The organism is Caballeronia sp. LZ032 (assembly GCF_031451315.1).
Lineage (GTDB): Bacteria > Pseudomonadota > Gammaproteobacteria > Burkholderiales > Burkholderiaceae > Caballeronia.
In genome coordinates this window covers 1,406,809-1,425,764 of the sequence record NZ_JARUXP010000004.1, presented here as the reverse complement: position 1 = coordinate 1,425,764, position 18,956 = coordinate 1,406,809, and the positions used below count along the sequence as shown (strand labels likewise).

The 18,956-nt window shown below is 65.4% G+C and carries 20 protein-coding genes and 1 pseudogene; 16 read left to right on the top strand and 5 right to left on the bottom strand.

Features of this window, described 5'->3' with window-relative positions:
* Positions 1 to 5: 5 nt before the first annotated feature.
* Positions 6 to 1,160, bottom strand: a complete 1,155-nt coding sequence (locus tag QCE69_RS34340) for a branched-chain amino acid ABC transporter substrate-binding protein (protein WP_309927354.1) — start codon at positions 1,158 to 1,160, stop codon at positions 6 to 8.
* 368 nt (positions 1,161 to 1,528) lie between these two features.
* On the opposite strand from QCE69_RS34340, the gene QCE69_RS34335 reads away from it, so the two are divergent.
* Together QCE69_RS34335 and QCE69_RS34330 are read left to right on the top strand one after the other, a co-directional pair.
* The gene (locus tag QCE69_RS34335) at positions 1,529 to 1,957 is read left to right on the top strand and encodes a MarR family winged helix-turn-helix transcriptional regulator (protein ID WP_309909145.1); all 429 of its coding nucleotides are present in this window, start codon (positions 1,529 to 1,531) and stop codon (positions 1,955 to 1,957) included.
* An 80-nt stretch (positions 1,958 to 2,037) separates the two neighbouring features.
* Positions 2,038 to 2,745 (top strand): SDR family oxidoreductase, encoded by a 708-nt coding sequence (locus tag QCE69_RS34330; RefSeq protein ID WP_309935354.1) that lies wholly within the window; start codon positions 2,038 to 2,040, stop codon positions 2,743 to 2,745.
* A gap of 26 nt (positions 2,746 to 2,771) precedes the next feature.
* On the opposite strand, the gene QCE69_RS34325 is transcribed toward QCE69_RS34330, so the two are convergent.
* Positions 2,772 to 3,188, bottom strand: coding sequence for a YciI family protein (locus QCE69_RS34325; protein ID WP_309927347.1), 417 nt, complete (start codon positions 3,186 to 3,188; stop codon positions 2,772 to 2,774).
* A 201-nt stretch (positions 3,189 to 3,389) separates the two neighbouring features.
* On the opposite strand from QCE69_RS34325, the gene QCE69_RS34320 reads away from it, so the two are divergent.
* The 6 genes from QCE69_RS34320 to QCE69_RS34295 are packed head-to-tail and all read left to right on the top strand — an operon-like array spanning position 3,390 to position 10,126.
* Positions 3,390 to 4,409 carry a LacI family DNA-binding transcriptional regulator gene (locus tag QCE69_RS34320; RefSeq protein ID WP_309935352.1) on the top strand — a complete coding sequence of 340 codons (1,020 nt, stop codon included), beginning with the start codon at positions 3,390 to 3,392 and terminating at the stop codon, positions 4,407 to 4,409.
* 2 nt (positions 4,410 to 4,411) lie between these two features.
* Entirely contained in the window at positions 4,412 to 5,899 is a 1,488-nt protein-coding gene (locus tag QCE69_RS34315; RefSeq protein WP_309935350.1) for a sugar ABC transporter ATP-binding protein, read from the top strand.
* A complete protein-coding gene (locus tag QCE69_RS34310) occupies positions 5,880 to 6,896 on the top strand; it encodes an ABC transporter permease (protein ID WP_309927340.1) in 1,017 nt (338 codons plus the stop codon). The genes QCE69_RS34315 and QCE69_RS34310 overlap by 20 nt, the downstream gene beginning before the upstream one ends.
* A gap of 36 nt (positions 6,897 to 6,932) precedes the next feature.
* Positions 6,933 to 7,895: a substrate-binding domain-containing protein gene (locus QCE69_RS34305; RefSeq protein WP_309935348.1), complete on the top strand. Its 963-nt coding sequence runs from the start codon at positions 6,933 to 6,935 to the stop codon at positions 7,893 to 7,895.
* Between the two features lie 51 nt (positions 7,896 to 7,946).
* Entirely contained in the window at positions 7,947 to 9,008 is a 1,062-nt protein-coding gene (locus tag QCE69_RS34300) for a sugar phosphate isomerase/epimerase (RefSeq protein ID WP_309935347.1), read from the top strand.
* Complete coding sequence (locus tag QCE69_RS34295; RefSeq protein WP_309927336.1) at positions 9,005 to 10,126, top strand: Gfo/Idh/MocA family oxidoreductase; 1,122 nt, start codon at positions 9,005 to 9,007, stop codon at positions 10,124 to 10,126. Before QCE69_RS34300 ends, QCE69_RS34295 begins: the two co-directional genes overlap by 4 nt.
* Here QCE69_RS34295 and QCE69_RS34290 read toward each other — a convergent pair.
* The 3 genes and pseudogenes from QCE69_RS34290 to gndA form a co-directional block, all read right to left on the bottom strand.
* Positions 10,121 to 10,534 carry a DUF1493 family protein gene (locus QCE69_RS34290; protein WP_309935346.1) on the bottom strand — a complete coding sequence of 138 codons (414 nt, stop codon included), beginning with the start codon at positions 10,532 to 10,534 and terminating at the stop codon, positions 10,121 to 10,123. The two genes, QCE69_RS34295 and QCE69_RS34290, sit on opposite strands and share 6 nt — an antisense overlap.
* A pseudogene (locus tag QCE69_RS39625) lies at positions 10,480 to 10,909 on the bottom strand (STM2901 family protein). Before QCE69_RS39625 ends, QCE69_RS34290 begins: the two are co-directional and overlap by 55 nt.
* 154 nt (positions 10,910 to 11,063) lie before the next feature.
* Positions 11,064 to 12,470 (bottom strand): NADP-dependent phosphogluconate dehydrogenase, encoded by a 1,407-nt coding sequence (gndA, locus tag QCE69_RS34280; protein WP_309818836.1) that lies wholly within the window; start codon positions 12,468 to 12,470, stop codon positions 11,064 to 11,066.
* Between the two features lie 274 nt (positions 12,471 to 12,744).
* Between gndA and QCE69_RS34275 the strand changes: the two genes are divergently transcribed.
* From QCE69_RS34275 to otnK, 8 genes are all read left to right on the top strand, one after another.
* On the top strand, positions 12,745 to 13,086 hold the full coding sequence (locus QCE69_RS34275; protein ID WP_309927332.1) for a hypothetical protein: 342 nt from the start codon (positions 12,745 to 12,747) through the stop codon (positions 13,084 to 13,086).
* Between the two features lie 27 nt (positions 13,087 to 13,113).
* Positions 13,114 to 14,049 (top strand): 2-dehydropantoate 2-reductase, encoded by a 936-nt coding sequence (gene panE / locus QCE69_RS34270; protein WP_309927331.1) that lies wholly within the window; start codon positions 13,114 to 13,116, stop codon positions 14,047 to 14,049.
* Entirely contained in the window at positions 14,046 to 14,594 is a 549-nt protein-coding gene (locus QCE69_RS34265; RefSeq protein WP_309927330.1) for a chromate transporter, read from the top strand. The genes panE and QCE69_RS34265 overlap by 4 nt, the downstream gene beginning before the upstream one ends.
* Positions 14,591 to 15,118: a chromate transporter gene (locus tag QCE69_RS34260; protein ID WP_309935343.1), complete on the top strand. Its 528-nt coding sequence runs from the start codon at positions 14,591 to 14,593 to the stop codon at positions 15,116 to 15,118. The genes QCE69_RS34265 and QCE69_RS34260 overlap by 4 nt, the downstream gene beginning before the upstream one ends.
* 65 nt (positions 15,119 to 15,183) lie before the next feature.
* Positions 15,184 to 15,522 (top strand): thioredoxin family protein, encoded by a 339-nt coding sequence (locus QCE69_RS34255; RefSeq protein ID WP_309935341.1) that lies wholly within the window; start codon positions 15,184 to 15,186, stop codon positions 15,520 to 15,522.
* Positions 15,523 to 15,863: 341 nt separating this feature from the next.
* Positions 15,864 to 16,568 (top strand): FadR/GntR family transcriptional regulator, encoded by a 705-nt coding sequence (locus QCE69_RS34250; protein ID WP_309935340.1) that lies wholly within the window; start codon positions 15,864 to 15,866, stop codon positions 16,566 to 16,568.
* Positions 16,569 to 16,594: 26 nt separating this feature from the next.
* Positions 16,595 to 17,491 (top strand): L-threonate dehydrogenase, encoded by an 897-nt coding sequence (ltnD, locus tag QCE69_RS34245; protein WP_309935339.1) that lies wholly within the window; start codon positions 16,595 to 16,597, stop codon positions 17,489 to 17,491.
* Complete coding sequence (gene otnK / locus QCE69_RS34240) at positions 17,488 to 18,792, top strand: 3-oxo-tetronate kinase (protein ID WP_309935337.1); 1,305 nt, start codon at positions 17,488 to 17,490, stop codon at positions 18,790 to 18,792. The genes ltnD and otnK overlap by 4 nt, the downstream gene beginning before the upstream one ends.
* Positions 18,793 to 18,956 lie beyond the last annotated feature (164 nt).

Sequence of the window (18,956 nt, the reverse complement as noted above, 5' to 3'; positions counted from 1 at the left end):
TCAGATCACATGCCGTGCTTGGTGACGACCGATTCCCACTGGCCGTTCTTCACCTGATACAGCGTCGACGAGGCATTCTTGAGCGCGCCATTGCTGTCGAACGCGATGGGCCCGGTGATGCCTTCGAACGAGTTCGACTTGAGCACCGGCCGGTACACCTTCGGATCGATGGAATTGGCCTTCTGCATCGCGTTGATCGCCGCCCACGCCGCGTCATAGCCGAACGGCGCATACGAAAGAATCGCGACGCCGAAGCGCTTCTGGAACTTGTCGCTGAACGCCTTGCCTTCGGGCAGCTTGTCGAGCGGGCTGCCGTATTCCCAGGCCTGCGCGCCCTCGGCTGCATCGCCGGCGAGCTTCAGGAAATCAGCGTCCATCACGCCGCCGCCGCCCACGAACTGCGCGTTCATGCCGAGCTGCTTCATCCGCTTGACGACCGCCGCCGCTTGCCGGTCCAGCCCGCCGAAGAAGATCAGGTCCGCGTTGGCCGCCTTGATGCGCGTGAGTTGCGCGCTGAAGTCGACGGTCTGGTTGTCGCTGTATTCACGCGTGACGATGTTGCCGCCCTTCGCCTTGACCGCCTTCTCGAACTCGTCGGCTTCGCCCTGGCCAAACGCGGTACGGTCGTCGATGATGGCAATGCGCTTCGCCTTCGACGTCGTCACCGCGTAGACACCGGCGTTGCCCGCGTTCTGCGCGTCGCTCGAAATCACCGTGAAGACGTTTTCGAGGCCGCGTGTGGTGATGGTCGGATTGGTCGCAGCCGGGTCGATCACCGGAATGCCGGCGTTGTTGTAGACCGGCGAGGCGGGCAGCGTCGTGCCCGAGTTGAAGTGGCCGACGACCACCGCCACGCCGTCATCCACCAGTTTCTGCGCCGCCTGCACGCCGATGCGCGGATCGGCCTGATCGTCTTCCGCGTGAATCTCGAACTTGGCTGTCTTGCCGCCGATGGTGATCTTCTTCGCGTTGGCTTCGTCGAGCGCGAGCTGCACGCCGTTCTGGAGATCCTTTCCGTATCCCGCGTTCGCGCCGGTCAGCGGCGCGGCGAAACCGACCTTCACCGTCATGTCTTCCGCCGACGCCGTCAGCGGCGCGGCAGCAAACGCGACCGTGGCGCAGGCAACAGCCCAGGCCAGAGGTTGAGTAAGAAAGCGCATGGTTTCCTCTCCTTTTTAGTGTGGCAATCGAATGGAACACGAGCCCTTCCGTGCCGGCAAGACGGACTTGCCCTTGAGCGTGCGGGCAACCGCAGCCGCCGACATGCCTGGCGACGCTCGGACAGCGGACATGCGCAATGTAGGAAGCCAATTTCGGCGCGTCTTGAAGTTTCGTCGCGCCAGACGTGCGGATTTCGGCACAGGCCCGACGGCGCCTGCGCGCAAGCCGGGCGCGGCTTCGGGCGTTTCGCCGCCCATTCGCGCGCGACGATTTGCTTCCACCGGCCAAAAGCCGCCGATGCCCTGCCTATCGGCGTCATTGATTAGCCGACTTGACAGAGTGCATATGCACAAACTATTCTCCGTGCATGACTTCCAATTCATCTCCTCTGGATTGCAACTGCTTCGCCATTCGTCAGGCGGCGCGTTACGTGTCGCAGATGTACGAGCGGCATCTGAACGTGGCGGGCATCACGGCCGCGCAGTTCACGCTGCTCGCGGCCATCGGGCGCAAGCCCGGCGTGCAGATGGCCGAACTCGCCGAGCAAATGGTCATGGACCGCACCACGCTCGTGCGCGCGCTGAAGCCGTTGCAGCGTGACGGCATCGTCGAGGCGGCGCAGGAGTCGCGCAGTTCGCGCGCCGTCGGTCTGCGGCTCACGGCGCTCGGCAAGGACACGCTCGCCAAGGCATCGGCGCAGTGGCGCGCGGCGCAGGAAGAATTCGAAGCGAAGTTCGGCGAGCAGCGCGCGAAGGCCTTGCGCAAGTCGCTCTTCGAATTGACGACGATGGAGTGATTGGAACAACCTCGGCTCGCTTCACGTGAGCCTTTCTTTTACGTCATTATGTGCATATGCACTTTGAAGTGGAGTTCATCATGGAAATCAAGGGAAAAGTCGTACTGGTCACGGGCGCCAATCGCGGTCTCGGCAAGCAATTCGCGCTTTCGTTGCTGAAGGCGGGCGCCGCCAAGGTCTACGCGGCCGCGCGCGATCCGAAGAGCGTCGATATTCCGGGCGTCGAAGCGATTCGCCTCGACGTGACAAACGCCGCCGACATCGCCGAAGCCGCAGCCACGTACACCGACGTGCAGGTGCTCATCAACAACGCGGGCGTGACGACGCGCGGCAAGCTCGTCGATCCGGCGTCGACCCAGGGCATCCGCGACGTGCTCGAAATCAACACCTTCGGTCCGATCGCGCTGACGCAGGCTTTCGCGCCGGCGTTGAAGAAGAACGGCGGCGGGGCGGTCATCAACATCTTGTCGGTGCTGAGCTGGGTTTCGTTGCCGACGGGCGGCGCGTATCACATCTCGAAGGCGGCGATGTGGGCGGCGACAAACGCGTTGCGCGAAGAACTGCGCGAGCAGGGCACGCTGGTGGTCGCGGCCCATCCGGCCTACATCGACACCGACATGACCGCGGGCGTCACCGGTGCGAAGTCGACGCCGGAGCACGTCGTGAACGAAGTGCTCGCGGCGGTGGCGCGTGATCAGGAGGAAGTGCTCGTCGATGAAACCGGGCGCGCGGTCAAGCAGTCGCTCTCCACCGACAAGCCGATCTACCTGACGGGCATTCCGCGCTGAGCGAAGCCGAACGCCAGGCGAAGCGACTAGTCCTTCGCGGCCTTGTGCAGGTCTTCGAAGCCGGCGGCTGCCTGCTGCACGTCGGGCGGGCAGTCTTCCATTTCCATGACCTGGCGGATTTCGATCGTTTCGTTGTCGCCCGCCGGACAGCGCTTCGCCCACTCGATGGCTTCATCGCGCGACTTCACCTGCAGCATCCAGTAGCCGCCGAGCACTTCCTTGGCTTCGGCAAACGGGCCGTCCGTCACGCGCGGCTTGCCGCCTGCGAAGCTGACGCGCGCGCCCATCGAAGGCGGATGGAGGCCATCGAGCGCGAGCAGCACGCCGGCCTTCTGCAATTCCTCGTTGTACTTCATCATCGCGGTGACGGCTTCGGCGCTCGGCATCGTGCCGGGTGCGGCGCTTTCGTAGCCGCGCGGGATCATCAGCATCATGAATCGCATGAGAGGGGTCTCCGGAAGGTTGAGAACGCGAGCATGAATGTGCCCGTTCGAACTCTACGACGACTGACGCCACGCCAAATCGACAGCTGTCGGAAAGCAGCGGATTGGCGTTTGTCCCTAGTCGATTGGTGTTGCCTTCGCGACCGTACGACCAAATAATGTAATCCATTACATCCCGTTGGCCGGTCGGCGGCGCAGCGTATGCCGGAGACGGTTCGTCCACGCGAGGAAGTGTCCATTGCCGATGTCGCGCAGCGCGCGGGCGTTTCGGTGGCGACGGTGTCGCGCGTGCTCAACGGCCACACGAACGTTCGCGAGGTCACGCGCGAGAAAGTGCGTGCCGCGGTGGCGTCGAGCGGTTATCGCATCAACGAGCTCGCGCGCAATCTGCGCACGGCCGAAAGCCGCCTGCTGCTCACCATGGTTCCCGACTTCGGCAATCCGTTCTATGCGGCGATCGTGCGCGGCATCGACAGCGTCGCGCGCCAGAACGGCTACTTCATGCTGTTGTGCGATACCGGCGCGGATCCGCTGCGCGAGCGCAGTTACTTCGATCTGTTGCGTGGCCGGCGCGCGGACGGCGCGATCTGCCTCGATCCGGCCGCCGTGCAGAAGGCGCTGGCCGAAGAGGCCTCGACGTTGCCGTGGGTCGCGTGCTGCGAGTTCGATCCTGCTGCGGGCGTGCCGTATGTCGGCATCGACAATCATCTGGCCGCGGGCGATGTCGTGCGCTATCTGCTCGGCAAGGGCCACCGGCGCATTGCGCTGATCAACTCGGGGCAAGGCTATCTCTACGGCCGTCAGCGGCTCGCGGGCTATCGCGATGCGTTGCATGACGCCGGCATCGAACCGGATCCCGCGTGGCTGATCGAGCTCGACAGCCTGGACTACGACGCAGGCGAAGACGCGGCCGCGCGTCTTGCGGCGCTCGGCGCAACGCGGCCGACTGCGGTGTTCGCTGTCTCGGATACGCTGGCCATCGGCGTGATGAACGGCTTGCGCGGCGCGGGCCTCGCCGTGCCGGACGACGTCGCGGTGGTCGGCTTCGATGACATCGCCGTGGCAGCCCATGTCGATCCGCCGCTCACTACGGTCTCGCAGCCGATGCAGCAACTCGGCGAATCGGCGGCTGAGCTGCTGCTCAAACGCCTGCGCGATCCGCGCGCCGACGTGCCGGGCGTGTTGCTGCCGCATCGGCTGATCCAGCGTGGGAGCGCCTGATCATGAGCCTCGCAGTGCGCTTCGACGGAGTGGAGAAACAGTTCGGGCCGGTGCGCGTGCTGCACGGCGTGGACTTCGAGCTGACGCCGGGGCGCATCCATGGCCTGCTCGGCGAGAACGGAGCGGGCAAATCGACGCTGATGAAGATTCTCGCGGGCTACGAGCGGGCGAGCGCGGGTGCGATCCTGATCGACGGACGTGCGCGCGACTTTACCAGTTCACGCGATGCCGAACAGGCGGGCATCGTGCTGATCCACCCGGAACTGAATCTGGCCGATCACCTGAGCATCACGCAGAACATGTTTCTCGGGCACGAGTTGAAGAAGGGCTTCTTCCTCGACGAGACCGCGATGCGCGAGGCCGCCCGCGCACGGCTCGCCGAAGTGGGTCTGCACAAGAACCCGGATACGCGCGTGCGCGATCTGATCGTCGCGGAGAAGCAGTTGGTGGAGATCGCGAAGGCGATGCTGCGCGAAGCGCGCCTGCTCATCATGGACGAGCCGACCGCGACCCTCACGCCTTCGGAGACGCAGCGGCTGTTCGGGCTGATGGCGCGCCTGAAGGAAGCGGGCACGACCATCGTGTACATCTCGCACAAGCTCGATGAAGTCGAGCGCGTCACCGACGAAGTCATCGTGATGCGCGACGGGCGTTTCGTCGCGCGCGCGCCGACTGCCGAACTCACGCGGCAGCAGATGGCGAATCTGATGGTGGGCCGCGAAGTCTCCGACATGTTCCCCGCCAAACCCGCGCTCGCCGCGACGGCGCCGGTCGCGTTCGAGGTCGAGCGGGCTTCTGTGCCGGGCTGGGCGCACGATGTGAGTTTCGCCGTGCGCAAGGGCGAGGTGTTCGGTTTCGCGGGCCTGGTGGGCGCGGGCCGCACGGAACTGTTCGAGGCGCTGGTCGGCCTGCGGCCGTTAAGCGCGGCGCAAGTCGCCGTGAATGGCGCGAGCGTGAAGCTCGGCAATCCGCGCGACGCGATGCGCCATGGCCTCACTTACCTGAGCGAGGATCGCAAGGGACGCGGCCTGCACGTTGACATGGCGCTGAAGGACAACCTGACGATGATGACGCTGGAACGCTACGCGCATCCGCTCGTCGACATGCGCGCCGAACGCGATGCGCTGAAACAGGCGGTCGGTGACTTCGGCATTCGCACGGGCAACCTGTCGGCGCGTGCGCGGATGCTGTCGGGCGGCAACCAGCAGAAGCTCGCGCTCGCCAAGTTCCTGCATCCCGACCCGCGCGTGATCGTGCTCGACGAACCGACGCGCGGCGTCGATGTCGGCGCGAAACGCGACATCTATTTCCTGATTCACCGGCTCGCCGCGGAAGGGCGCGCGGTGATCGTGATCTCGTCCGAACTGATCGAGCTGATTGGCCTGTGTCATCGCGTCGCCGTGATGCGCGCGGGCGAACTTGTCGCGACGCTCGGCATGGATCTTCTGACTGAAGAGAGGTTGATCGCGCATGCGACCGGCACACACTGAAGACATCGCCAGCGAGAGCCGGCTCTCCAGCGTCGCGCGATTCCTGTTCGGCGTCGGGCCGCTGATCGGGCTGATTGCGCTGTGCGTCGGCGGCACGCTGCTCAACGGCGATTTCGCCACCGTCGACAACGCGATGAACGTGCTCACGCGCACCTCGTTCATCGGCATCATCGCGGTGGGCATGACCTTCGTGATCATCTCCGGCGGCATCGATCTTTCGGTGGGCTCGATGGCCGCGCTCATCGCGGGCAGCATGATCTACGTGATGAACGGGCTGCTGCAGGGCTTTCACGGACACGCGGTGCCACCGCTCGCGATCATCGCAATCGGCATCGTGCTGGCGCTCGTGCTGGGCGCACTGTTCGGCTTTGCGCACGGCGTGCTCGTGACGAAGGGGCGCATCGAACCGTTCATCGTCACGCTGGGCACGCTCGGCATCTTTCGCGCGCTGCTCACGTGGCTCGCGGACGGCGGCGCGCTCACGCTCGACAACTCGCTCGCCGATCTCTACGGTCCGGTCTACTACGCGAGCCTGTTCGGCGTGCCGGTGCCCATCTGGGTGTTCCTGATCGTCGCGGCGGGCGGCGCGCTCGTGCTCAACCGCACCGTGTATGGCCGGCACGTGCAGGCCATCGGCTCGAACGAACAGGTGGCGCGCTATGCGGCCATCCAGGTCGATCGCGTAAAGATCGTGACCTATATGCTGCTCGGCCTGTGCGTCGCCGTGGCCACCATCCTGTACGTGCCGCGCCTCGGTTCGGCCACGCCGACGACGGGCCTGCTGTGGGAACTCGAAGCGATCGCGTCCGTCGTGGTCGGCGGCACCGCGCTGAAGGGCGGCGACGGGCGCGTGATCGGCACGGTGATCGGCGCGATCCTGCTTTCCGTCATCAACAACATCCTGAACCTGACGAGCATCATCAGCGTGTATCTGAATGCGGCGGTGCAGGGCGCCGTGATCATCCTTGTAGCGTATCTGCAGCGCGGCCGCCGCTAGCCGCGCCTGCACATTCATAGAACCGGAGACATCGTCATGAAAAAAATGCTTCGCGCGCTCGGTGCGCTGACCGTCGTGGCCAGCGCCTGTGCCGCCATCGCTCCCGCGTCGGCCGCCGACAAGGTCGTGCTCGGCGTCGCGATTCCCACGGCGGACCACGGCTTCACGGGCGGCATCGTCTGGTGGGCCAATGAAGCGAAGAAGGACCTGGAGAAGGCGCATCCCGATCTCAAGGTCATCGTGAAGACGGCGGGCAGCGCGCCCGAGCAGGCCAACCAGGTGCAGGATCTGGTGACGGTCAACAAGATCAATGCGCTCGTGATTTTCCCGCAGGAATCGGCCTCGCTGACGCAGCCGGTCGCGCAGGTGAAGAAGAAGGGCGTGTATGTGACGGTGGTGGATCGCGGCCTGACCGACACCAGCGCGCAGGATGCCTACGTGGCCGGCGACAACACCGCGTTCGGCAAGATCCCCGCCGAGTATCTGGCGAAGGCGCTGGACGGCAAGGGTGACATCGTCGCGCTGCGCGGCATTCCGACGACGCTCGACAACGAGCGCTGGACCGCCTTCGAGGGCGTCATCAAGCAGCATCCGGACATGAAGATCCTCGATGCAAAGTACGCCAACTGGAATCGCGACGATGCCTTCAAGGTGATGCAGGACTATCTGACGCGCTTCAAGCATATCGACGCCGTCTGGGCCGCCGACGACGACATGATGATCGGCGTGCTGAAGGCGATCGACCAGGCCAAGCGCACGGACGTCAGGATCGTGTTCGGGGGTGCGGGATCGAAGGAAGCGGTGAAGCGCGTGATGGACGGCGACAAGCGCGTGCCGGCGGACGTGTCGTACTCGCCGAAGTTCATCTACGACGCGATCAAGCTGACGGCCGAAGCGCGCCTGAAGGGCGACAAGCTGCCGGCCACGACCATCATTCCTTCGGTGCTGATCACGAAGGACAACGCCAAGCAGTTCTATTTCCCGAACTCGCCGTTCTGACGCGCGCGGGCCGCGTCATGCGGCCCTGCGGTTTCCACTGAGAGGCGGAAGATGAAAACCATCAAGGGCCCTGCGATCTTTCTGGCGCAGTTCATGGGCGACCAGGCGCCGTTCGATACGCTGGGCAACCTCGCGGCCTGGGCGGCCTCGCTCGGTTACGAGGGCATCCAGGTGCCCGCCGACCCGCGTCTGATCGACCTGGAGAAAGCCGCGTCCAGCGATGCCTATTGCGACCAGATCCGCCGCACGGTGGAAGACGCAGGCGTCGCTATCACCGAATTGTCGACGCATCTGCAAGGGCAACTGGTCGCCGTGCATCCGGCGTACGACACGCTGTTCGACGGCTTCGCCGCGCCGCATGTGCGCGGTCATCCCGAGGCGCGCACCGAATGGGCGATCGCGCAGCTCAAGCTGGCGGCGGCGGCGTCGAAACGGCTGGAACTCGCCGCGCACGTGACGTTTTCAGGGGCGCTGGCGTGGCCGTATGTATATCCGTGGCCGCAGCGTCCGGCGGGTTTGGTCGAAACCGCTTTCGACGAACTCGCGGCGCGCTGGCGCCCGATTCTCGACGAGTTCGAGCGTGCGGGCGTCGATGTCTGCTATGAACTGCATCCGGGCGAAGACCTGCACGACGGCGTGACTTTCGAGCGCTTTCTCGCGGCGGTGGACGATCATCCGCGCGCGAACATCCTGTTCGATCCGAGCCATTTCATGCTGCAACAGCTGGATTACCTCGCGTTCATCGACATTTATCACGCACGCATCAAGGCGTTCCATGTGAAGGACGCCGAGTTCCGGCCGAACGGACGGCAGGGCGTGTACGGCGGTTATTCGGGATGGGCCGACCGCGCGGGACAGTTTCGTTCGCTCGGCGACGGCCAGATCGACTTCAAGGCGATCTTCTCGAAGATGGCGCAGTACGACTTCCCGGGCTGGGCCGTGCTCGAATGGGAATGCGCGCTGAAGCATCCGGAAGACGGCGCGCGCGAGGGCGCGCCCTTCATTCGCGAGCACATCATCCGCGTGGCGGAGCGCGCCTTCGACGACTTCGCCGGCAGCGGCGCGAGCCGCGCGCAGATGCGCGGGCTGCTGGGCATCGGAGAGGCGCAATGAGGCGCGTGCGGCTGGGCATGGTCGGCGGCGGCGAGGGCGCGTTCATCGGCGCGGTGCATCGGATGGCGGCGCGGCTCGACGACCGCTGGGAGCTGGTGGCGGGCGCGTTGTCGGCGGATGCGGGGCGGGCGGCGTCGAGCGCGGCGGCGATCGGCCTTTCGCGCAGTTACGACGACTATCGCGAGATGGCGCGGGCCGAGGCGGCGCGAACCGATGGCGTCGAAGCGGTGGCGATCGTCACGCCGAATCATCTGCATGCGCCGGTCGCGACGGCTTTTCTCGAAGCCGGCATCCATGTGATCTGCGACAAGCCGCTGGCGGTGTCGCTCGACGAAGGCGAGGCGCTCTCGAAGCTTGCGCGCGAGAAGGGCCTGCTGTTCGCGGTGACTTATACCTACACGGGTTATCCGCTCGTGCGGCACGCGCGCGGCATGGTGCGGGACGGGCTGCTCGGCGACATTCGCGTGGTGCAGGTCGAGTATGCGCAGGACTGGCTGTCGCTGCCGGTGGAAACGCAGGCGAACCGCCAGGCCGTATGGCGCACGGACCCGGCGCTCGCGGGTCCGGCGGGCTGTCTTGGCGATATCGGCACACATGCGTATCAGCTGGCCGAATACGTGACCGGCATGCGTCCGGCGGAACTGGCCGCGGACGTGACGACCTTCGTGCCGAACCGGCGCGTCGACGATCATGTGCAGGCGATGTTCCGCTACGACGGCGGCGCGCGCGGCATGTTGTGGGCGAGTCAGGTGGCCGCGGGCGAGGAAAACGCGTTGCGGCTGCGCGTGTACGGCACGAAGGCCGGTTTGTCCTTCGATCAGCAAACGCCGAACGAATTGTGGTTCACGCCGATAGGCGGGGCGTCGGAACGGATCACGCGCGGGCGCGTGCGGAGCGCCGAGGCATTGCACGCGACGCGCGTGCCGGCGGGGCATCCGGAAGGCTATCTGGAGGCGTTCGCGCAGCTTTATGCGGATGCGGCGACGTGCATCACGAGCGGCACGACGCAGGGCGATGGCTGGCTCACGACGGTCGAGGATGGCGTCGCGGGCTTGCGCTTCATCGATGCGGTGTTGCGGAGCAATGGGAGGGACGGGGCGTGGGTGGGTGTGTCATGACGCGGGCCACTTGCCGCACAGCATCGCTGCTTCGAGCATGCCCAGGGTCAACTGGCAACCGCCGAGCGTGTCGCGCGACGCGCGGCTGAAGGGTGCCTTGAACACGGTGAGCAGGAAGCGTGACAGGCTCAGCGTGCTGGCGGGATAGTAGTGGGTGATGTCGAATGCACGCATGTCGATGTCGAACGCCGCGCTCCACTCGGTGAGAGAAGCCGAGATGCGGTCGGGGTTCAGATCGAGGTCGTGATAGAGATCGGTGTCACGGGTGAAGTGGTCTTCTCCGAACAGCGGTTTGCCAACGGCTCGTTCAACGAAGGTCAGGAGCGCGTCCCAGGCTTGTTCGTCTGTGGCCATCACCAGCGGTCCTCCGGCTTGACGGTCGAGTTGTAGACGAGACTCGCGCGCCACATGATGCTCGATACGTCAGTAGCGAGCGAAACCCAGCCGACTCCGGGAATTGCCTTCCCACGAATGCGCCCAGGTTACGCGTGAATTTAATCCGCAGCGCAAAGAAACTCGAGAAAGACGTAATGGTGGGCAGTATTCGGTATTTGATCTCGACAGGAAGTAATGATCTGGACACCATAGAGGCAACCGAGGTTCCTTTGACGGCGTGTGCGAACTTGCCTCGAGTCCGCACAAACGGCTGCCCCATCAAGATCATCGCGACACTAGCGACACATCGACGCCCGTTTGCTTGCAGGTTTCGTCGAGCACGATCAGAAAGAATTGCTCGGAAGGTGACAATTTGTCGTGGATGCCATATTGATAAAGATTGCTCATCATGATTGTGATCGTTACGCAATCGCACGAGCATAGCCGCGTGTGCCGACGCCAGCAACGCTCGCCACCAGACAGTCAAACCAACTTCCCCACCCAAAAAAATGCGGCTCCCGAAAGAGCCGCATTCACCTTCAGCATTCAATTACGCGAATCGTCACGCCCAGTTCGCGTGGAAGCTTCCCGGCTTGTCCGTCCGTTCGAACGTATGCGCGCCGAAGAAATCGCGTTGCGCCTGCACCAGGTTCGCCGGCAGCGTTTCCGAGCGATAGCCGTCGAAGTACGCAATCGCCGACGAGAACGCCGGCACCGGAATGCCCGCCTTCACCGCCGCGACGATCACTTCACGCAGCGCGTCCTGATACTTCGCCGCGATGTCGCTGAAGTACGGATCCAGCAACAAATTCGCGAGTTCAGGGTTGGTCTTGTACGCATCGGTGATCTTCTGCAGGAAGCGCGCGCGGATGATGCAGCCCGCACGGAAGATCTTCGCGATCTCGCCGTAATGCAGATCCCAGTTGTATTCGTCCGATGCCGCGCGCAACTGCGCGAAACCCTGCGCATACGAGACGATCTTCGACAGATACAGTGCACGCCGCACCGCTTCGACGAACGCCGCGCGATCGCCTTCGAAGCCCGGCTTCGGTCCCGACAGCACCTTGCTCGCCGCGACCCGCTGCGTTTTCAGCGACGACAGCACGCGCGCGAACACGGCTTCCGTGATCAGCGGCAGCGGCGCGCCGAGATCGAGCGCGTTCTGGCTCGTCCACTTGCCGGTGCCTTTCTGCGCGGCGCGGTCGAGAATGACATCGACGAGATCCTTGCCGGTTTCCTCGTCCTTCTTCGAAAAGATCTTCGACGTGATTTCAATCAGGTAACTGTCCAGCTCGCCCTGATTCCACTCGACATACACCTTGCCGAGTTCCTCGTTCGACAGACCCGCCACGCGCTTCAGCACGTCATAGCTTTCGGCGATCAACTGCATGTCGCCGTATTCGATGCCGTTGTGCACCATCTTCACGAAATGGCCCGCGCCGTCCGGACCCATGTAGGCCACGCACGGCTCGCCGTCCGGCGCCTTCGCCGCGATCTCGGTGAGGATGGGCGCAACCAGCTCGTAGGCTTCCTTCTGCCCGCCCGGCATGATCGACGGACCCTTCAGCGCGCCTTCCTCGCCGCCCGACACGCCCGTGCCGATGAAATGCAGGCCCGACTTCGCGAGATCCTGGTTGCGGCGGATGGTGTCGGTGAAATGGGTGTTGCCGCCGTCGATGAGAATGTCGCCTTTCTCGAGCAGCGGACGAAGCTGGGCGATGGTGTCGTCGGTGCCGGCGCCGGCCTTGACCATCATCAGGATGCGGCGCGGCTTTTCGAGCGACTGCACGAACTCTTCGAGCGTGTACGTGGGGACCAACTTCTTATCGGGGTGTTCGGCAATCAGTTCGTCGGTTTTCTCGCGGCTGCGGTTGTAGACCGAAACGGCGTGTCCGCGGCTCTCGATGTTCAGGGCCAGGTTGCGGCCCATGACGGCGAGGCCCACCACGCCGATAGCTTGCTTGCTCATGCTTGATCTCCGAAAGACCGAAGCTCCGCGCGGCTCGTGGCGCGCGGCTTCGGGGTGAAAACGTGTCGATGGGAGCGGCGCCCGCGCGTGGAGAGATCGCCTCACGGTGCGGCCGGCGATGGGCCGGACCGGTCAGACGCGCGAACGCAGACCGACCCGAATTTACCACTTTGACGCGCTTCCGGCAGGGAGCGCGCTGTCCGGACGAGCGCCGGACGCCGCCCCGTCTTAGAATGTCAGCCCGCAACGAACACGCCGCGAAGGCGCCCGGAACATGCCGCCCGCACGGCGCGCGCGACGCCATCATTACTCGGTCTACGTCGTCGAATTGTCCGACCAGGTCTGGAACGAAGCGCGCTTTCGCCGCGCCAATCCGGAGTATGTCGTCGGCAAGCCGTTCGTCTATGTGGGCATGACGGGCATCGATCCGGACGTGCGTTTCGACAAGCACAAGGCGGGCATCCAGTCGAACCGCTTCGTGCGCGACTATGGTCTGCGGCTCCTGCCGCAACTGTACGAGATGTACAACCCAATGCCCTACGACGGCGCGCGCGACATGGAAGTGGAACTGGGCATCGGTTTGCGGGAAGCGGGTTATGGCGTCTGGCAGGCTTGAAACGGACTCAATGACAAGGAGCGGGACATGCGGATTCTGGTGGTGGGTGCGGGGGCGATCGGCGGTTATTTCGGGGCGCGGCTGCTGGAAGCGGGCCGCGACGTGACGTTTCTCGTGCGTGAGCGCCGCGCCGAACGCCTGCGGCAATGCGGCCTGAAGGTGAAGAGTCCGGAGGGCGATCTCACGTTCGCCTGTCCGCCGATGACCCTCGCAAAAGACCTTGACCATCCGTTCGACCTGGTCCTGCTGAGCTGCAAGGCTTACGACCTGCAAAACGCGATCGATTCGTTCGCGCCGGCTGTCGGTCCGGACACGGTGATCCTGCCGCTGCTCAACGGCATGGCGCATCTCGACGCGCTCGACGCGCGCTTCGGCGCGGCCAACGTGCTCGGCGGCCAGTGCGTGATTGCCGCGACGCTCGATGCCGAAGGCGAGATCGTCCATTTGAACAACATGCATTCGATGACGGTCGGCGAGCGCGCGGGCGGGCGTTCCGCGCGCATCGAGGCGGTCGCCGCCCAGCTCGATGGCGCCGGATTCGAACTGAACGTGAGCGAGGACATCCTGCAATCGATGTGGGACAAATGGGTGTTCCTCGCCACGCTCGCGACCGGCACGTGCCTGATGCGTGCGCCGATCGGCGACATTCTCGATGCGCCCGGCGGCGAAGACGTGCTCAGGCGGCTCTTCATGGAGTGCCAGGGCGTCGCGGCGGACAACGATCATCCGCCGCCGGAAGCGGTCATCGAGCGGGCGCGCGCGAGCTTCGGGCAACGCGGCTCGCTGCTGACCGCGTCGATGCTGCGCGACCTCGAGAACGGCGCGCCGATCGAGGCGGATCACATCGTCGGCGATCTGATCGCGCGGCGGCGCTCGAAGGTGGAGGGCGCATCGATGCTGGAAGTGGCGTACGCGCATCTGAAAGCCTACGAAGCGCGCCGGACGCGCACCGCAAGCGCATGACTGAGCAACACGCGCCGCGTCCCGGCATCGCGGAACTCTTCACGGGCTTTCTCACGCTCGGACTGACCGCGTTCGGCGGGGCGCTGCCGCTGGCGCGGCGTGAAATCGTCGAGCGCCGCAAATGGCTCGATGCCGATGAGTTCACCGATCTCCTCGGCCTCTGCCAATTCCTGCCGGGCGGCAACGTGATCAATCTGTCGGTGGCGATCGGCATGCGCTTTCGCGGCGTGCCCGGCGCGCTCGCGGGCCTGCTCGGGCTGCTGGTCGGGCCTTCGCTGATCGTGATCGGACTCGGCGTGATCTATCAGCGCACGCATCAGGACCCGCGCATCGCGCATTTGTTCGCCGGACTCGCGGCAGCCGCGGCGGGCTTGCTGATCGCGATGGCGGTGAAGCTCCTCTGGCCGCTGCGGCGCAAGCCCGAGGCGGCGGCCGTCGCGCTGCTCATGTTCGCGGCGATCGCGTTCCTGCGCACGCCGCTCCTGCCGACCATGCTCGTCTTCACGCCGATCTCGGTCCTGGTCGCGTGGAAGGTGGGCCGATGAATCACGACCTGGTTTCGCTCGCGGCCATCTTCAGCCAGCTTTCGCTGCTGGCGTTCGGCGGCGGCAATTCCATCCTGCCGGAGATGCAGCGTCAGGTCGTGCAGGTGCACGAATGGATGTCGAAGGCCGATTTCTCGGCGTTGTTCGCGCTTGCGCAGGCGGCGCCGGGCCCGAACATGATGGTCGTCACGCTGATCGGCTGGCATGTGGCCGGCTGGCCGGGCGTGCTGGTCACGTCGATTGCGAAATTCGGGCCGTCGTCGCTGGTGACGATGGCCGCGCTCCACGCGTGGGAACGCTTCAAGACGCGTCCGTGGCGGCGCACCGTGCAGCTCGGGCTCGTGCCGATCACGGCAGGACTCGTGGCGGCGAGTGCGCTGCTGATCGCCGAAGCCTCCGACGAAACCGTGATGATGACGGCGATCACCGCCGCCGTCGCGCTGCTGTCGTATCGAACGAAGCTGCATCCGCTGTGGCTGCTGGCGGCCGGCGCGCTGATCGGCCTGACGGGATTCGGGCAATGACGCGTATATGCGGCGGGCAGGCTTCCTGCTGAAAAACTCACAACCAGGACACAAGGACGAACGCCATGACGACGACCCTCGAATACGTGAAGACCGCGCCGGAACGCGCGGAACTCGACACCGCGCGCGGCCCGCTGGTCGTGGAGTTCGGCACGGACTGGTGCGGCCATTGCCGCGCGGCGCAGCCGCTGATCGCGCAGGCGTTCCAGGGGCATGGCGCAGTGCGGCACATGAAGATCGAGGACGGCAGCGGCCGGCCGCTCGGACGCTCGTTTCGCGTGAAGCTCTGGCCGACGCTCGTCTTTTTGCGCGATGGCAAGGAAGTCGCGCGGCTCGTGAGGCCGGGCGATGTCGCCCAGATCAGCGACGCGCTCGCGCAGATCGAGGCACCGTCCGCGCAATAACGCCGCGATGCGCAATGCCGCGACGGCATTGCGCTTTGTCATTGGATTCCGAAGCCGGCGAGCCGATCGCGCTAATCGCTTTGCACTATCTCAATCGCGGACCGCAGGTCGAAACCTCCGTCAGGCTTGACTTGAGACGCCGGCATGTCTTTTTGTTTTGTGGCTTAGGGCCACCCCGCAGCGCGAGTTATCGCGCGTGGCGGGTCAGGCGTACCAGAGTTTTTTCCCCGATAAACGAAGACCTCATCCAGCAAACCAAGGGTTTTCGCTCAGTCCTGCTAGGTCGAACAAAGTTGTATGATAACCCGACAACCTGACAGGACTGAGGAAGTCGTCACCGCATGTTCGAGAAGATCCCGCCGCGTGCGCTGTCCGACACTGTCGCGCAGCAACTGCAGAAGCAGATCGAGAAAGGCAGCTTCGCCGGCACCGGCAAGCTGCCGAGCGAGGCCGTGCTCGCGCAGCAATTCGGCGTCAGCCGCACGGTCATCCGCGAGGCCATCTCCCGGCTCAAGAACGAAGGCATGGTGGAACCGCGCCAGGGCAGCGGCGTGTTCATCGTCGAGCGGGCGGGCATCCGGCCGCTGCGCATCGATTACGCGCAGGCGGTCGAGCCGGGCGCCGTCGTGCAGATCCTCGCGCTGCGCCGCGCCATCGAGGCCGAAGTGGCCAGCGAAGCCGCGCTCCGCCGCAGCGCCGCACACATGGCAGCGATCGACCGGGCGCTCGCGCAGATCGACGTGGCCGTGCGCGAGGCGCGCGACGGCGTCGCGGAAGACGTCGCGTTCCATCGCGAGATCGCGACCGCCAGCGGCAATCCGTATTTCCTGAAAACGCTCACCTTCCTGAATCAGTATCTGGAAGCGGGCACGCTCGTCACGCGCGGCAACGAAGCGCTGCGCGAGGACTACATGCGGCAGGTGCACGAGGAACATGCGGCGATCGTCGAGGCCATCCGCGCGCGCGATGCCGATGCCGCACGCCGCGCCGCGCAGACGCATCTCATCAACGCCGCGCGCCGTCTGGCGGAAGCGGGCATCTGCTGAATCCCTATCCGACCGAAGAGGAAGACATGACGAGAAACGTGGGCGTTATCGGGCTGGGCGCGATGGGCATGGGCGTCGCCCGTTCGCTGTTGCGCGCGGGCTTCGCCGTGCACGCGTGCGATGTGCGCCAGCCCGTGCTGGACGCGTTCGCGGCGGAAGGCGGCGTGGCGTGTGCATCGCCGGCCGAACTCGGCGCGCAATGCGACGTGGTGCTGACGGTCGTCGTCAACGCGGCGCAGACCGACGCCGTGCTGTTCGGCGAAACCGGCGCCGTGCCCGCGATGAAGGCGGGCGGCGTGGTGCTCGCGTGCGCGACGGTGTCGCCGCAATTCGCCGCTGATCTCGGCGCGCGCTGCGAGGCGCGGGGCGTGCAGATGCTGGATGCGCCGCTGTCTGGCGGCGCGGCGAAGGCCAACTCCGGCGCGATGACGATGATGACGTCCGGCCCCGCTGCCGCCTATGCCGCCTGCGAGGACGTGCTCGGGGCGATCGCCGGGCAGGTGTATCGGCTGGGCGAAGCGCACGGCGCGGGATCGAAGGTCAAGATCATCAATCAGCTGCTGGCGGGCGTGCATATCGCGGCGGCGGCCGAGGCGATGGCGCTGGGCTTGCGGGAAGGCGTCGATCCCGATGCGCTCTATGAAGTCATCACGCACAGCGCGGGCAACTCGTGGATGTTCGAGAACCGCGTGCCGCACATTCTCACTGGCGACTACACGCCGCTGTCCGCCGTCGATATCTTCGTCAAGGATCTCGGCCTCGTACTGGATACCGCGCGCACCTCGAAGTTTCCGCTGCCGCTGTCGGCGGCGGCGCATCAGATGTTCATGATGGCGTCCACCGCCGGCCATGGCGGCGAGGACGATTCCGCGGTCATCAAGATCTTTCCGGGCATCGAGGTGCCGAAGGGAGCAAAGGCATGACGGGCACCATGCAAGAAGCGCAAGCGCCGCAAGCGCTGCTCGGCTGCATCGCCGACGATTTCACCGGCGCCACCGATCTCGCCAACATGCTGGTGCGCGGCGGCATGCGTACGGTGCAGACCATCGGCGTTCCGGAGGCGGGCGCGCGCATCGAGGCGGATGCGCTGGTGGTTGCGCTCAAGTCGCGCACCATCGACGCAAAGGAGGCCGTGCGCCAGTCGCTCGACGCGCTCGCCTGGCTGCGCGCGCAAGGCTGCACGCAGTTCTTCTTCAAATATTGCTCGACCTTCGATTCCACCGACCGCGGCAACATCGGCCCCGTCGCGGATGCGCTGCTCGATGCGCTCGGCGACGATTTCGCGATTGCCTGCCCGGCGTTCCCGGAGAACGGCCGGACGCTGTTTCGCGGCCATCTGTTCGTCGGCGACGTGCTGCTGAGCGAATCGGGCATGGAGCATCATCCGCTCACGCCGATGACCGATCCGAATCTCGTGCGCGTCCTGCAGCGGCAGACGCAATCGAAAGTCGGGCTGCTGCGCTACGACACGATCGCGCAAGGCGCGGACGCGGTGCGCGCGCGCATCGCCGGACTGCGCCAGGAAGGCGTGCGCCTGGCGATCGCCGATGCCGTCTCCGACGCCGATCTCTACACGCTCGGCGAAGCATGCCGCGATCTCGCGCTGATCACCGGCGGCTCCGGCGTCGCGCTGGGCTTGCCGCGCAACTTCGGCGCGGCAAACCGGCTCGCGCATGCGGAACAGGCGGCGGCGCTGCCGTCGATTGAAGGCAAGGCGGTCGTGCTGGCGGGCAGCGCATCAAAAGCGACGAACGCGCAGGTGGCGGCGTGGCGCGCGTCGAGGCCGAGCTTTCGCGTGGATCCGCTGGCGCTCGCGCGCGGCGAGCCGGTGGTCGATCAGGCGGTCGCGTTCGCGCGCGAGCACTTCGGCAAGAACGAAACCGTGCTGATCTACGCAACCTCGTCGCCCGACGAAGTCAAGGCGGTGCAGAGCCAGCTGGGCGTCGAGCAGGCGGGGCAACTGGTGGAAGCGGCGCTCGCCGGGATCGCGCGGCGCTTGCGGGATGAAGGCGTGCGCAAGTTCGTCGTCGCGGGCGGCGAGACTTCCGGCGCGGTCGTGCAGGCGCTGGACGTGCGCAGCCTGCGGATCGGCCCGCAGATCGATCCGGGCGTGCCGGCGACGCAGTCCATCGGCACGCAAGGCGACGATGCGCTCGGCCTCGCGCTCAAATCCGGCAATTTCGGCACCGCCGATTTCTTCGAGAAAGCGCTGCGGGCGCTGTGATGAGATTTTCTGAAGAAGTGGAGAGCACTTCGAAACTGTAGCTATCGACGTCGCCGCGTCGCAGGCCGCTAGCTGAAGCGCCCATCGACGAACCGCGCGACCTCACGACCTCACGACCCTTTCGCAACTTCGCAACTTCGCAACTTCGCACCTTCGCAACGGAG

Excerpts from the sequence above, each read along its gene's own strand:
- otnK (WP_309935337.1), top strand. The coding sequence starts at position 17,488 with ATGACGGGCACCATGCAAGAAGCGCAAGCGCCGCAAGCGCTGCTCGGC.
- QCE69_RS34300 (WP_309935347.1), top strand. The coding sequence starts at position 7,947 with ATGAAAACCATCAAGGGCCCTGCGATCTTTCTGGCGCAGTTCATGGGC.
- QCE69_RS34320 (WP_309935352.1), top strand. The coding sequence starts at position 3,390 with ATGCCGGAGACGGTTCGTCCACGCGAGGAAGTGTCCATTGCCGATGTC.
- ltnD (WP_309935339.1), top strand. The coding sequence starts at position 16,595 with ATGACGAGAAACGTGGGCGTTATCGGGCTGGGCGCGATGGGCATGGGC.
- QCE69_RS34260 (WP_309935343.1), top strand. The coding sequence starts at position 14,591 with ATGAATCACGACCTGGTTTCGCTCGCGGCCATCTTCAGCCAGCTTTCG.
- QCE69_RS34250 (WP_309935340.1), top strand. The coding sequence starts at position 15,864 with ATGTTCGAGAAGATCCCGCCGCGTGCGCTGTCCGACACTGTCGCGCAG.
- QCE69_RS34255 (WP_309935341.1), top strand. The coding sequence starts at position 15,184 with ATGACGACGACCCTCGAATACGTGAAGACCGCGCCGGAACGCGCGGAA.
- QCE69_RS34340 (WP_309927354.1), bottom strand. The coding sequence starts at position 1,160 with ATGCGCTTTCTTACTCAACCTCTGGCCTGGGCTGTTGCCTGCGCCACG.
- gndA (WP_309818836.1), bottom strand. The coding sequence starts at position 12,470 with ATGAGCAAGCAAGCTATCGGCGTGGTGGGCCTCGCCGTCATGGGCCGC.
- QCE69_RS34335 (WP_309909145.1), top strand. The coding sequence starts at position 1,529 with ATGACTTCCAATTCATCTCCTCTGGATTGCAACTGCTTCGCCATTCGT.
- panE (WP_309927331.1), top strand. The coding sequence starts at position 13,114 with ATGCGGATTCTGGTGGTGGGTGCGGGGGCGATCGGCGGTTATTTCGGG.
- QCE69_RS34310 (WP_309927340.1), top strand. The coding sequence starts at position 5,880 with ATGCGACCGGCACACACTGAAGACATCGCCAGCGAGAGCCGGCTCTCC.
- QCE69_RS34325 (WP_309927347.1), bottom strand. The coding sequence starts at position 3,188 with ATGCGATTCATGATGCTGATGATCCCGCGCGGCTACGAAAGCGCCGCA.
- QCE69_RS34295 (WP_309927336.1), top strand. The coding sequence starts at position 9,005 with ATGAGGCGCGTGCGGCTGGGCATGGTCGGCGGCGGCGAGGGCGCGTTC.
- QCE69_RS34275 (WP_309927332.1), top strand. The coding sequence starts at position 12,745 with ATGCCGCCCGCACGGCGCGCGCGACGCCATCATTACTCGGTCTACGTC.
- QCE69_RS34330 (WP_309935354.1), top strand. The coding sequence starts at position 2,038 with ATGGAAATCAAGGGAAAAGTCGTACTGGTCACGGGCGCCAATCGCGGT.
- QCE69_RS34305 (WP_309935348.1), top strand. The coding sequence starts at position 6,933 with ATGAAAAAAATGCTTCGCGCGCTCGGTGCGCTGACCGTCGTGGCCAGC.
- QCE69_RS34265 (WP_309927330.1), top strand. The coding sequence starts at position 14,046 with ATGACTGAGCAACACGCGCCGCGTCCCGGCATCGCGGAACTCTTCACG.
- QCE69_RS34315 (WP_309935350.1), top strand. The coding sequence starts at position 4,412 with ATGAGCCTCGCAGTGCGCTTCGACGGAGTGGAGAAACAGTTCGGGCCG.